Annotated in this window: 11 protein-coding genes and 4 tRNA genes; 14 read left to right on the top strand and 1 reads right to left on the bottom strand. The window is 47.3% G+C overall.

Features of this window, described 5'->3' with window-relative positions; all coding sequences use genetic code 11:
* Window positions 1-6: 6 nt before the first annotated feature.
* Window positions 7-720, bottom strand: coding sequence for a UMP kinase (gene pyrH, locus ABWH99_RS21680; protein ID WP_092174253.1), 714 nt, complete (start codon window positions 718-720; stop codon window positions 7-9).
* 504 nt (window positions 721-1,224) lie between these two features.
* Here pyrH and ABWH99_RS21675 point away from each other — a divergent pair.
* From ABWH99_RS21675 to rpoB, 14 genes are all read left to right on the top strand, one after another.
* Complete coding sequence (locus ABWH99_RS21675; protein WP_375583859.1) at window positions 1,225-3,648, top strand: M1 family aminopeptidase; 2,424 nt, start codon at window positions 1,225-1,227, stop codon at window positions 3,646-3,648.
* Window positions 3,560-3,838, top strand: coding sequence for a hypothetical protein (locus ABWH99_RS21670; RefSeq protein ID WP_375583858.1), 279 nt, complete (start codon window positions 3,560-3,562; stop codon window positions 3,836-3,838). Before ABWH99_RS21675 ends, ABWH99_RS21670 begins: the two co-directional genes overlap by 89 nt.
* Window positions 3,839-3,996: 158 nt before the next feature.
* A tRNA-Tyr gene (locus ABWH99_RS21665) sits at window positions 3,997-4,080 on the top strand.
* A gap of 171 nt (window positions 4,081-4,251) precedes the next feature.
* Window positions 4,252-4,324: transfer RNA gene (locus tag ABWH99_RS21660), tRNA-Gly, on the top strand.
* A 37-nt stretch (window positions 4,325-4,361) separates the two neighbouring features.
* Window positions 4,362-4,433, top strand: a tRNA-Thr gene (locus tag ABWH99_RS21655).
* Between the two features lie 59 nt (window positions 4,434-4,492).
* On the top strand, window positions 4,493-5,680 hold the full coding sequence (tuf, locus tag ABWH99_RS21650; RefSeq protein WP_375583857.1) for an elongation factor Tu: 1,188 nt from the start codon (window positions 4,493-4,495) through the stop codon (window positions 5,678-5,680).
* A 113-nt stretch (window positions 5,681-5,793) separates the two neighbouring features.
* Window positions 5,794-5,864 (top strand) — tRNA-Trp (locus ABWH99_RS21645).
* A 129-nt stretch (window positions 5,865-5,993) separates the two neighbouring features.
* Window positions 5,994-6,182, top strand: coding sequence for a preprotein translocase subunit SecE (gene secE / locus ABWH99_RS21640; RefSeq protein ID WP_092174262.1), 189 nt, complete (start codon window positions 5,994-5,996; stop codon window positions 6,180-6,182).
* 18 nt (window positions 6,183-6,200) lie between these two features.
* Entirely contained in the window at window positions 6,201-6,758 is a 558-nt protein-coding gene (gene nusG, locus ABWH99_RS21635) for a transcription termination/antitermination protein NusG (protein ID WP_092174265.1), read from the top strand.
* 3 nt (window positions 6,759-6,761) lie between these two features.
* Complete coding sequence (gene rplK / locus ABWH99_RS21630) at window positions 6,762-7,205, top strand: 50S ribosomal protein L11 (protein WP_375583856.1); 444 nt, start codon at window positions 6,762-6,764, stop codon at window positions 7,203-7,205.
* 10 nt (window positions 7,206-7,215) lie between these two features.
* The gene (rplA, locus tag ABWH99_RS21625; protein ID WP_375583855.1) at window positions 7,216-7,914 is read left to right on the top strand and encodes a 50S ribosomal protein L1; all 699 of its coding nucleotides are present in this window, start codon (window positions 7,216-7,218) and stop codon (window positions 7,912-7,914) included.
* Window positions 7,915-7,916: 2 nt separating this feature from the next.
* Entirely contained in the window at window positions 7,917-8,456 is a 540-nt protein-coding gene (rplJ, locus tag ABWH99_RS21620; RefSeq protein ID WP_375583854.1) for a 50S ribosomal protein L10, read from the top strand.
* A gap of 48 nt (window positions 8,457-8,504) precedes the next feature.
* On the top strand, window positions 8,505-8,885 hold the full coding sequence (gene rplL / locus ABWH99_RS21615; protein ID WP_092174277.1) for a 50S ribosomal protein L7/L12: 381 nt from the start codon (window positions 8,505-8,507) through the stop codon (window positions 8,883-8,885).
* 157 nt (window positions 8,886-9,042) lie between these two features.
* Window positions 9,043-12,918 (top strand): DNA-directed RNA polymerase subunit beta, encoded by a 3,876-nt coding sequence (gene rpoB, locus ABWH99_RS21610; RefSeq protein WP_375583853.1) that lies wholly within the window; start codon window positions 9,043-9,045, stop codon window positions 12,916-12,918.

The following is a 12,918-nucleotide window of genomic DNA, read 5'->3' as shown; positions in this document are numbered from 1 at the left end:
TGGATTTTATTGGTTTGATGTGATCAACGTTCCTACTTCCTCTCCCTGAATCAAATGCAACAGGTTATCGGTCCTGTTCATATCAAAAACAATGATGGGAAGGTTATTTTCCTGACATAGGGTGAAAGCGGTCATGTCCATGACATTGAGATTTTTTTCGTAGACCTCCTGAAAAGTGATGCGTGCGTACCGGGTGGCGTTTTTATCTTTTTCGGGGTCCGCGGAATATACCCCATCCACGCGGGTACCTTTAAGTACTACCTCTGCTTCGATCTCGATCGCACGTAGGCTTGCGGTCGAATCGGTCGTAAAATACGGATTACCGATACCCGCCCCAAATATCACGATCCTTCCCTTTTCAAGGTGTCGGATTGCCCGCCGACGAATAAAGGGCTCGCAGACACTTTCTACCTTGATGCCTGACATCAGTCGGGTATACATGCCGTTTTGCTCGAGCGAACTCTGAAGAGCCATGGCGTTGATAAGGGTGGCCAGCATTCCCATGTAGTCTCCCTGAACCCTGTCAATTCCCACTTTTCCAGCCTGAACTCCCCTGAAAATATTACCCCCACCGATAACGATCGCCACTTCCACGCCCATGTCGTGTACATTCTTGATCTGCGTAGCATATTCCTGCAGGCGTTTGGAGTCAATACCGTAGCTGTTTTCACCCATCAGGGCTTCCCCGCTAAGCTTTAGGAGGATTCGTTTGTATTTCATGTTGGAATGTTTTTGAATGGAAAACGGTTCAGGCCTTGATTGGATTCCGACCAAATATTATTTATTTATAGCCCGACAAATATAAATCCTTGTTTTTAGAATACTAAATCTTATTCCTAAAAATGGGTCCCGATGGCATTTTTTTTCTGTTGCTTTCTTCAGTCCAAGGAAAGCTGGAATTGGCATCTCTTCCAATGTATTTGATCCGGTAGAAGGTCCAGTCCATGTCCTCGAGGCTACCTGCGTCCCCTTAATTCTCCAACTAGTTGCACAGGGCATATGTCAGGAAAATACCGGTATAAGCGGCTTTCGCTAATGAGCAACTGCTATTTTCGGCACCCGATGCGCTTTTCTACCCTATAAGTAGTGGTTTGTTTAGTTAAAGTTCTGTCCTTTCCTTACTTTTAACCCCAGCGTATTGCCGACGTGCTGGTACGCCCGTTTGGCAGGTGGTAAACCGGTCCAATCGACAGGTGTTTTTTTGATCATAGAAACTACGTATCCATGCATCTACTTAAGAGCCGATCGCTTTGCTACCTGGGGGTACTTTGTTGCCTGCTCTCTTGCAAGCCGGCGGCACAAACGCTCCAGAAAGCAGCCCCGCAGCCGCAGCTCCTCCGGGCAGATACTGCGTTGGCACTACAGGGGGAGCGCACGCAACGCATTCGCGAGCAGGAGCAGGCGCTACAGGGGTATAAGGGCAGTGCAGCCCGTCGGTTTGACCTGCTAAACACCGAACTTTGGCTGGCATTCGATTATGCCAGAAAAGAGGTGTTGGGTGACGCGCTGCTAACAGTGACTCCGTATTTTTATAAGCAGAACACCCTGGTGCTGGAGGCGGCGGATTTTGAAATACATGAGGCATTCATGCGGCAGGCATCCGGGCAGGTTCCGCTTGCATTTACCTACGATCAGCAAAAGCTGACGCTGGTGTTGCCCAGGACATTTACCAAGGAGGACACCCTACAAGTGGGGATTCGTTATACCGCTTTTCCAGAAAAAGGGTCTTCGGAAAGTAGTGCAGCCTTTACGGACACCAAAGGACTTTATTTCATCAACGCTGATTCCAGCGATTCCGAAAAACCGGTGCAAATCTGGACACAGGGAGAAACGGCTTTTACTTCCAAATGGTACCCGACGATCGATCATCCAAACGAGCGGCAAACCCATGATTTTCACCTTCGGGTACCGGAAGGCTATCTCAGTCTCAGCAATGGAAAACTACTGAGTAGTCAGCATCACGAGGACGGTACCCGAACGGATCACTGGCGCATGGACATTGCCCATGCCCCCTACCTATCGGCGGTGGTGGTCGGTGATTTTGCGGCCGTTGACGGAGGTACAGTCGATGGGGTACCGCTTCGCTTTTTTGTAGAACCGAAATACCAAGGCGGGGCCAGGAAAGTGTTTGCCCATACCGGCGAAATGATGCGTTTTTTCTCGGACCTACTCGAGCTGCCCTTTCCCTGGCAAAAATACGACCAGGTGGTGGTGCGCGATTTTGTTTCCGGAGCCATGGAAAACACGACCTTGTCGGTGTTCATGGAAGCGCTGCAGCTTAATGAACGGGAAGCCCTGGATAGCGAATGGGATTACATCATTGCCCACGAGTTGTTTCATCAATGGTTTGGTAACTACGTGACCACCGAGTCCTGGGCCCACCTTACCTTAAATGAAGCATTTGCGGATTACTCCGAATACCTGTGGATGGAATACAAAGAAGGAATCGATCCCGCCGACATGCACCATTTTAACGCCATGGAGCAATACCTGGAAGAGGCAGAAGAAAAGCAGGAACCGCTGATTCGCTACCAATATGCGGACAGCGAGGACTTGTTTGACAACCATACCTATGCGAAAGGAGGGCGGGTGTTGCACATGCTTAGAAGGTTTTTGGGCGATGAGGCTTTTTTTCAGGGATTGCACCGTTACCTAACCGAAAATGCATTAGGTAGTGTGGAAATGCACCAGCTGCGACTCGCTATTGAATCCGTGTCGGGCCTGGATTTGCAATGGTTTTTTAATCAATGGTTTCTTTCTCCCGGCCATCCGGAGTTGGTCATACGCTGGGACTACTCGGAGGAGGACAACGTATTGCTAAGCCTTGAGCAGCGGCAGGATTTGGAGAAAACACCTTTATTCAAGCTCCCTTTTACCGTCAGTATCTATAAAGGGGGGACACGGATCGAAAAAGAGTTTGTCCTGGATCAGGCGTACCAGCAATTTGCCCTTGAAAACGGACCGGGGACCGACCTGATTCTCTTTGATGAGCACCAAGTGATACTCGCTCAACGGCAACAATACAGGGGCAGGGAGCTTTTGGAAAAACAATTTGCTCATGCCCGATCCGGTCTGTCCAGGGTAGAAGCGCTCGACAGCCTTACCGCAGCTGCAGGCAATGGGTTGGATACATGGCTTTTGCTTGAATCGGCGCTTCGGGATTCGTTCTGGGTAGTACGGGAGCTTGCTTTGCACCGAATGCTTTCGATGGACGCCGGCAGTTATCCAGACCTTTCCGTGGAAAATGCCATTTTGGATCTTGCAGAAAACGATCCAAACAACGCCGTAAGGTCCGTGGCGCTGGAGGTATTGGCAGGTGCTGACCCCGTGAAATTCCGTCCGTTGTTTTACCGCCTGATCAACGATTCCTCCTACCAGGTAGCCGGTGCCGCATTAACCGCCTTTATGGATATGGAGGGAGAGGAAGTCCGTAAAAGAGAACTGTTTGAGCGGCTTCGATCGGAGGAAAACATTCGAAATGATCGCTCCCTTGGCAGATTACCTCACAGAGACCCCGGACATAGAAGGAGCCGAATGGATGCACGAAAAACTGCAGGTATTGAATGGGGAGGCGCTTTACTACTTTATCGGGTATTATGGAGATTTTTTTGCGAGCCGGGAGGACGTAGATCCGGAGAAGGCGATTGACCGTCTGGTGGCGCTGGGTAGGGAGCATCCACAGAATTATATACGGTTGGCGGCATTCCAGTCCCTCTTTGGATTCATTGATCAAGAGGGAGTACTGAAAGAAGCGAAATCCCTCTTGGCAACCGAGGGGGATGCAATGGTTCGTCGCTACCAGGAATATTATCTGGAACCCTACCAGAATGAGGAGTAAAATACTGATGGTGAATAAGATACTTCTGCTTAGGTAAAAAACCGAAGATTTTTTTTTATAATATTTTGAATGTTTAGTAAAAGGGTATAATTTTGCCATCCGTTACGACAACAAAGTGGGTCCGTGGAGGATAGAAACGTATATATTTGTTGTTTTTTGGGGGAATACCAAAGCGGCCAACTGGGACGGACTGTAAATCCGTTGACTTATGTCTTCACAGGTTCGAATCCTGTTTCCCCACGAGCGCTTGTTCACGTTTGCTCTTTGAGTAAATTCGGAATGGTTAAGCGATTCGAGCTATTCTTTTCTTAATAATAGCTTGATATTTTTGGATTCTAAAAATAAAATAGGGAATTTGGACGCCTCTAACAGGGAAACGCGGTTCAGCGAACTATTTGTATGAAAGAATACAAGCGGGAGTAGCTCAGTTGGTAGAGCGGCAGCCTTCCAAGCTGCAGGTCGCGGGTTCGAGCCTCGTCTCCCGCTCTATGCTTTGTATAGGGCATAACACTGGATGTAAAAAGCCGACGTAGCTCAGGGGTAGAGTGCTTCCTTGGTAAGGAAGAGGTCACGGGTTCAAATCCCGTCGTTGGCTCTGAACATTTCAAACAATTAAAAAAATTTAATCTTTAACTAAACAGAGGATTTTCACGCATGGCAAAAGCAACCTTTGACCGTTCCAAACCACACGTAAACATCGGTACGATTGGTCACGTCGATCATGGTAAGACTACTTTGACTGCTGCCATTACCACTGTATTGGCCAGAAAGGGTCTTTCTGAATTAAGAGACTTTGCTTCCATCGATAACGCGCCGGAAGAAAAGGAAAGAGGTATTACGATTAATACCTCACACGTAGAGTATCAAACGGAGTCGCGGCACTACGCCCACGTTGACTGTCCCGGTCACGCTGACTACGTTAAAAACATGGTTACCGGTGCTGCCCAGATGGACGGTGCAATTCTTGTAGTTGCTGCGACCGACGGCCCAATGCCTCAAACCAGAGAGCACATTCTACTTGCGCGGCAGGTAGGTGTTCCGGCTTTGGTGGTTTTCATGAACAAAGTAGATTTGGTAGATGATCCCGAATTACTTGAGCTTGTAGAGATGGAAGTAAGAGAATTGCTTTCTTTCTATGAATTTGATGGAGATAACATTCCGGTAATTGCGGGTTCCGCCCTTGGTGCCCTGAATGGAGATGCCAAATGGGAAGAAACCGTTATGGAGTTGATGAACGCGGTGGACGAACACATTCCGCTTCCGGAACGAGCCATTGACAAAGACTTCCTGATGCCCGTGGAAGACGTATTCTCCATCACAGGTAGGGGTACTGTAGCGACCGGTCGAATCGAGCGCGGAGTTGTCAATTCTGGCGAAGCCGTAGATATCATCGGTATGGGTGCAGAAGGATTGAAGTCTACCGTAACGGGTGTAGAAATGTTCCGTAAGATCCTGGATCGTGGTGAAGCAGGCGACAACGTTGGTTTGTTGCTGAGAGGTATTGAAAAGAGTCAGATCAAGCGAGGCATGATTATTTGTAAGCCTGGATCCGTTACTCCGCATGCCCACTTTAAGGCAGAAGTGTACGTTCTTTCTAAGGAAGAAGGTGGACGCCACACTCCATTCTTTAACAAGTACCGTCCTCAGTTCTACTTGAGAACCACGGATGTGACTGGTGAAATCAAGCTACCTGAAAATGTAGAGATGGTGATGCCAGGTGACAACGTGACCATTGAAGTAACCTTGATCAACCCAGTAGCACTTGAAAAAGGGTTGCGATTTGCGATCAGGGAAGGTGGTAGAACCGTAGGTGCCGGTCAGGTAACTGAAATTTTGGACTAAGCTTGATTAGCTGAACATTGTATAAATGCGATCCTGACATTACTCGGGATCGCATTTGTTTCTTTGGCCTTTAATCACTACTTTTGCGTTCCTTATTCGAAGGTCGCAAAAAAACGGGCGTAGTTCAATGGCAGAATAGCGGTCTCCAAAACCGTTGATGGGAGTTCGAATCTCTCCGCCCGTGCATAAAATGTAAGCAAAACCCTCGTTGAAAGACGTTGAAAAAAGGGTTTTTCGGTACATGTTTTGAATAGGGACCATCTCCCGGAAACGGAGCACTGGCACTGGTTCTTTGTTAACCAATTTTAGACGAATGAATGTTAAAAATTTTGTAGTTGAGTCGATTGATGAGATGAAGAACAAGGTCACCTGGCCGAAGTACGCATCGCTTCAGAACAGTGCCGTGTTGGTGCTGGTGGCTTCCTTGATTTTCGCGTTGGTCATCGGGCTAATTGACCTGACCTTCGAAAATATCATGACATGGTTTTATGATTTATTCTAAAGAACATTAAAAAACGGGATGGCAGATCACAAATGGTACGTGCTCAGGGTAGTGGCGGGACAAGAGAAAAAGGCAAAGACTTATCTTGACAATGAAATTGCCCGACAGAAACTCGAGGAATTTATTCCGGAAGTTTTGATACCTTCTGAGAAAGTATATGAGATGCGCAACGGTAAAAAGCGGGTTCGGGAACGTAATTTCTTTCCTGGATACGTTTTGGTCAATGCGGACCTCAGTCATGGAGAAGCCAATCACGTAATAACGAGCATACCGGGAGTTATCGGTTTTTTAGGGTCAAACCAAGGGGGGGCTTCCAAAACCCCCGAGCCATTACGTCAATCAGAGATTAACCGGATCTTGGGTCGGGTTGAAGAGATTGATGAGTTTGCAGAAAAACTAGATACACCATTTATAGTTGGAGAGACCGTAAAAGTAATGGACGGTCCCTTCAGTGGTTTCTCGGGTGTAATAGAGGAGGTGTTTGAAGACAAGAAAAAGCTTAATGTTATGGTTAAGATTTTCGGTCGAAATACCCCCGTAGAGTTAAACTTTATACAAGTAGAAAAACAAGATTAGGAAATGGCTAAAGAAATCTCTGGTTATCTGAAACTACAAGTGAAAGGTGGCCAGGCAAACCCATCTCCTCCAGTTGGTCCGGCCCTTGGTTCAAAAGGGTTGAACATCATGGAGTTCTGCAAGCAGTTTAATGCCAGGACTCAGGATAAAATGGGCCAGGTTCTTCCTGTACTTGTGACGATTTATTCGGACAAGTCCTTTGATTTTGTGGTAAAAACTCCGCCGGCAGCAATTATGTTGTTGGAGGCAGCGAAATTAAAGAGCGGTTCTGCTGAACCCAACAGGAAAAAGGTAGGCGCAGTGTCCTGGGATCAGGTGAAAGAAATCGCAGAAGTGAAAATGCCCGATTTGAATGCTTTTGAAGTAGAGTCTGCCATGAGAATGGTCGCCGGTACCGCACGAAGCATGGGCATCACAGTTTCAGGAAAAGCTCCTTGGGAGGAATAATACGTAAAAAATGGCTAAGTTAACAAAAAAGAAAAAAGAAGCTCTTTCTAAATACGACCCTAGCCAACAGTATTCCCTGGCAGAGGCTTCGTCTCTAGTAAAGGAAATTACAACTACCAAGTTTGACTCTTCCATAGACCTGGATATTCGTTTGGGAGTAGATCCGCGAAAGGCCGACCAAATGGTCAGAGGCGTTGTGGCGCTACCCCACGGTACGGGCAAGGAATTGAAGGTTTTGGTGCTATGTAGTCCTGACAAAGAGGAGGAAGCCAAAGAGGCTGGAGCAGATTATGTTGGTTTAGACGAGTACATTGCGAAGATCGAGGGGGGATGGACAGACATTGATGTCATCATCACCACTCCAAATGTAATGGCGAAAGTAGGTAGATTGGGTAGGGTTCTGGGTCCGAGAGGACTGATGCCCAACCCAAAATCCGGTACCGTGACCCTGGATGTAGGGAAAGCGGTAAAAGAAGTGAAAGCTGGTAAAATTGATTTCAAGGTGGATAAGTTTGGGATCATTCACGCAAGTGTGGGAAAAGTTTCCTTTAGTCCTGAGAAAATTCAGGAAAACGCGCGTGAATTGATTTTGACGATATCTAAATTGAAGCCGTCTGCTGCAAAAGGCACTTATTTTAGAAGTATTCATTTATCAAGCACCATGTCTCCGGGTATCGTGATCGATAAAAGTAGTATTCAAGGTATATAATTATGACGAGAGAAGATAAAAAAACCATAATTGAAGAACTTACCGACAAACTGAAGACTACTCCGCATTTTTACATTGCCGATGCTTCGGGATTCAGTGTAGCGCAGGTAAACAGCTTTAGGAAAGTGTGCTTCGACAAAGGGTTGGAATACCGGGTGTACAAAAATACGCTCATAAAAAAGGCTCTTGAAAACCTTGAAGCGGACTACACCGAATTTGCTGAGCAAACACTGAAAGGGTTTTCCGGCATTCTGTTTTCTCAGGAAGTGGGAAATCTACCTGCAAAGGTAATCCTGGACTTCCGAAAGAAACTGGGCGCAAAGGAAAAGCGGCCGGTGTTCAAGGGAGCCTCTATCGACGGAGACCAGTTCCTTGGGGAAGCCAATCTGGAAGTACTCTCCAAACTGAAATCCAAAGAGGAATTGGTTGGTGAAGTCATCAGCTTGCTGCAGTCTCCAGCTACCAATGTGGTATCCGCGCTTCAAAGCGGTAAAAATATTCTTGCCGGTCTGGTAAAAACCCTGGCCGAAAAAGAAGCTTAATTCAATCATTCAAATTAGTAAAAACAATCAATTTAAATAGTTAATAAAATGGCAGATCTTAAAGCATTCGCTGAGCAGTTAGTTAATTTGACTGTAAAAGAGGTAAATGAGTTGGCCGCAATTTTAAAAGATGAATATGGTATCGAACCCGCTGCTGCTGCCGCTACTGTAGTAGCTGGAGGTGGAGCCGCTGGCGAAGGTGCTGCTGAAGAAGAAAAAACTTCTTTTGATGTTGTCTTAAAAGCTGCAGGTGGACAAAAATTGGCAGTCGTTAAACTTGTAAAAGAATTGACAGGTTTGGGGCTAAAAGAAGCCAAAGAAGTCGTAGACAGTGCTCCTAAAGCTGTAAAAGAAGGAGTCAGCAAAGAAGAAGCCGAAGCGCTTAAAAAGCAACTTGAGGAAGCCGGAGCTGAAGTCGAGCTTAAATAACATTGAATAACCAACTCCGATTGGATTTGGTTTACCGGTAACAGACCTGACTTATCAGTCAGGTCTTTTCCTGTTTATGGACATCAATTTAATTGCACTTTTTTAAGTGTAAATTGTCCTTTGTTTATAAAAACTTTCACTAAAATTATATACTGCCTTGGCTATCCAGAATCAAACCGAAAGGAAAAGTTTCTCATCCATAAAGGTAGTCAAAGACTATCCGGATTTCTTAGATATTCAACTTCAGTCCTTTAAGGATTTCTTCCAGTTGGATACTCCTGCAGAGAAAAGAAGGCAGGATGGTCTATTCAAGGTTTTTTCTGAAAATTTCCCGATCAGCGATTCCCGGGAAAATTTCACCCTTGAATTCATCGACTATACCGTAGATCCCCCAAAATACAATGTTTCCGAGAGCATCGACCGAGGACTTACGTACTCCGTACCCCTGAAAGCCAAATTGCGGTTGCTTTGTTCCGACGAAGACAACGAGGACTTCGAAACGATTGAGCAGGAGGTATTCCTTGGTAACCTTCCCTACATGACCGAGAAGGGTTCCTTCGTCATCAATGGTGCGGAGAGGGTCATTGTTTCCCAACTTCACCGATCTCCGGGCGTCTTCTTCGCCCAAAGTAAGCACACCAACGGTACGAAGCTGTACTCCGCCCGGATCATTCCTTTCAAAGGGTCCTGGATCGAATTTGCTACCGATATCAACAACGTGATGTATGCCTACATCGACCGGAAAAAGAAATTCCCGGTCACTACCCTGTTGCGAGCGATCGGTTATGGATCGGATAAGCAAATTTTGGATTTGTTTGGCCTCTCGGAAGAGGTGGAATCCAACAAGTCGACCTTGAAGAAAATTATTGGCAGAAAATTAGCTGCCCGTGTGTTGCGCACCTGGGTGGAAGATTTTGTGGACGAGGATACCGGAGAAGTGGTATCCATCGACCGAAACGAGGTGCTGCTGGAAAGGGATAGTATCCTGACCGACGAGGACATTGATTTGATTCTGGAATCCGGTGCCAAAAGTGTGATCCTTCATCGGGAAGATGTAAACATCGCGGATTACTCGATCATTTACAATACCCTGCAGAAGGATAATTCCAACTCTGAGAAGGAGGCGGTAGAAGTCATTTACCGGCAACTCCGAAATACCGAAGCCCCGGATGAAGCCACCGCAAGAGAGGTGATTCACGGGTTGTTCTTTTCTGACAAGCGGTACGATTTGGGAGAAGTGGGTCGGTACCGAATTAACAAGAAGCTCGGGCTCAACATCGATGCTGATAAAATCGTTTTGACGACCGAAGACATCATTTCCATTGTAAAGTACCTCATCGGCTTGATCAATTCAAAAGCGGTCGTAGACGATATTGATCACTTGAGCAATCGTCGCGTACGGACGGTAGGCGAGCAGCTTTACAGTCAATTTGGCGTGGGACTGGCACGAATGGCACGGACCATCCGTGAGCGGATGAATGTGAGAGACAACGAAGATTTCAAACCGGTTGACCTGATTAATGCCAGGACTTTGTCTTCGGTGATTAATTCCTTTTTCGGAACCAACCAGCTGAGCCAATTCATGGATCAGACCAATCCCCTGGCGGAACTTACTCACAAGCGCAGGCTGTCTGCACTTGGTCCGGGTGGACTTTCCAGGGAACGTGCAGGATTTGAGGTTCGTGACGTACACTATACCCATTACGGGCGTTTGTGTACCATTGAGACTCCCGAAGGTCCGAATATTGGGTTGATTTCTTCCCTCTGCGTGCATGCAAAGGTGAACAGCATGGGCTTCCTCGAAACACCTTACCGAAAAGTGAGTGAGGGGAAGGTGAGCATGAACGTGGAAGACATCGTATTCCTCACGGCAGAAGAAGAAGATGACAACAACATCGCTCAGGCCAATGCGCCGCTGGATGAGAAAGGGAATTTTGTAAACGATAAGGTGAAGGCAAGGTTTGAAGGTGACTTCCCGGTGCTGGAACCCAAAGAGATTTCCTACATGGACGTGGCCCCGAACCAGATTGTCTCGGTGGCGGCTTCGTTGATTCCGTTCCTGGAGCATGACGATGCCAACCGGGCACTCATGGGCTCGAACATGCAACGCCAGGCAGTGCCCTTGCTGAAGGCGGAAGCGCCAATCGTTGGAACGGGATTGGAAGGCAAAGCAGCGATCGATTCGCGCTCCCTGATTCTGGCAGAAGCGGATGGCGTAGTGGATTACGTGGACGCAGAAAAAATCGTATTGAAATACGAATTGTCCAGCGACGAACTGCTGGTCAATTTTAGTGACGAATACAAAACATACGACCTGATCAAGTTCAGAAGGACCAATCAGGATACCACCATCAACCTGACCCCAATCGTCTTGAAAGGACAGAAAGTAGTGAAAGGGCAGGTGCTGGTAGAGGGGTACTCCACGAACAAAGGAGAACTTGCGTTGGGTAAAAACCTGCTGGTAGCGTACATGCCCTGGCAAGGATACAACTTCGAAGATGCCATCGTGATTTCCGAACGGGTTGTGAGGGAGGACATCTTTACATCCATCCACATCGAAGAGTTTCAATTGGAAGTTCGGGACACCAAGCGGGGGGAGGAAGAACTTACCTCTGAAATTCCCAACGTATCTGAAGATGCGGTCAAAAACCTGGACGAGAACGGAATCATCCGGGTGGGATCGGAGATCAAAGAGGGCGATATCATTATTGGAAAGATTACACCCAAGGGCGAAACAGACCCCACTCCTGAGGAGAAGTTGCTACGGGCGATCTTTGGTGACAAGGCAGGCGATGTAAAAGACGCTTCCCTGAAAGCCTCTCCATCCCTGAATGGGGTGGTCATTGAGACCAAGCTATTTTCCCGACCGAAGAAAGACAAGGATCTCCGGGCCAGGGCCAAAGCCGAGGTGGAGCGTCTGAAGCAAAAGTATAGCAAAGACCTGTTGGCCGTGCGCGCCAAGATGATCGAGAAACTCGTTCAAATACTGGAAGGAAAAGTTTCGAACGGAGTGCGCCATAAATTTGGTGATGAAATCATCAGCAAAGGAGTGAAGTTTAATTACCAAAATATCGAAAACAACTTATTTCCCGCAAAAAACCCCTACAGGGACGAAAGCAATTACAACGTAGCGGAGGAAGTTAACCTGATATCCGATATTATTTTGGACGATTGGACTGACGATGCCCATACAAACCTGCTGGTTCAGCAATTAGTGAAGAACTACACCAATACGCGGAACGAGATTTCTGGCATTTTCAAGCGGGACAAGTTTACGCTGGAGGTGGGCGACGAGTTGCCTGCAGGCATCGTTCAGTTGGCCAAGGTATACGTCGCGAAGAAGCGCAAGCTGAAAGTGGGTGATAAAATGGCCGGAAGGCACGGAAATAAAGGTATTGTGGCCCGTATTGTACGAGACGAAGACATGCCTTTCCTGGAAGATGGATCCCCGATGGACATCGTGTTGAATCCCCTTGGTGTGCCCTCGCGAATGAATATCGGTCAGATCTTTGAGACCGTTCTGGCCTGGGCTGGCAGGAAGCTGGGGAAAACCTATGCTACGCCGATCTTTGATGGAGCGACCACCGAAGAAGTAGCCGCGGAACTTGAAAAAGCAGGTCTGCCATCCTTTGGAAGAACCTACCTCTATGATGGACTGACGGGTAAGAAGTTTGACCAACCGGTGACCGTAGGAATTTCCTACATGTTGAAGTTGGGTCACCTTGTGGACGACAAGATGCATGCACGGTCAATTGGTCCGTATTCGTTGATTACCCAGCAACCTTTGGGTGGAAAGGCCCAATTTGGTGGTCAGCGGTTTGGAGAAATGGAAGTATGGGCGTTGGAGGCTTTCGGTGCCTCACACGTATTGCGAGAGATCCTGACGGTGAAATCAGATGATGTCATCGGGCGGGCCAAAGCCTATGAATCCATTGTAAAGGGTGAGAATTTGCCAAAAGCAAACATTCCGGAGTCGTTCAATGTACTGGTGCACGAACTTCGGGGACTTGCTTTGGAAATTACGCTTGACTAA

It is taken from the genome of Cyclobacterium xiamenense (genome assembly GCF_042140265.1).
GTDB classification, from domain to species: domain Bacteria; phylum Bacteroidota; class Bacteroidia; order Cytophagales; family Cyclobacteriaceae; genus Cyclobacterium; species Cyclobacterium xiamenense_A.
This window is presented reverse-complemented; position numbering and strand designations above follow the sequence as displayed.

Excerpts from the sequence above, each read along its gene's own strand:
- pyrH (WP_092174253.1), bottom strand. The coding sequence starts at position 720 with ATGAAATACAAACGAATCCTCCTAAAGCTTAGCGGGGAAGCCCTGATG.
- ABWH99_RS21675 (WP_375583859.1), top strand. The coding sequence starts at position 1,225 with ATGCATCTACTTAAGAGCCGATCGCTTTGCTACCTGGGGGTACTTTGT.
- tuf (WP_375583857.1), top strand. The coding sequence starts at position 4,493 with ATGGCAAAAGCAACCTTTGACCGTTCCAAACCACACGTAAACATCGGT.
- secE (WP_092174262.1), top strand. The coding sequence starts at position 5,994 with ATGAATGTTAAAAATTTTGTAGTTGAGTCGATTGATGAGATGAAGAAC.
- nusG (WP_092174265.1), top strand. The coding sequence starts at position 6,201 with ATGGCAGATCACAAATGGTACGTGCTCAGGGTAGTGGCGGGACAAGAG.
- rplK (WP_375583856.1), top strand. The coding sequence starts at position 6,762 with ATGGCTAAAGAAATCTCTGGTTATCTGAAACTACAAGTGAAAGGTGGC.
- rplA (WP_375583855.1), top strand. The coding sequence starts at position 7,216 with ATGGCTAAGTTAACAAAAAAGAAAAAAGAAGCTCTTTCTAAATACGAC.
- rplJ (WP_375583854.1), top strand. The coding sequence starts at position 7,917 with ATGACGAGAGAAGATAAAAAAACCATAATTGAAGAACTTACCGACAAA.
- rplL (WP_092174277.1), top strand. The coding sequence starts at position 8,505 with ATGGCAGATCTTAAAGCATTCGCTGAGCAGTTAGTTAATTTGACTGTA.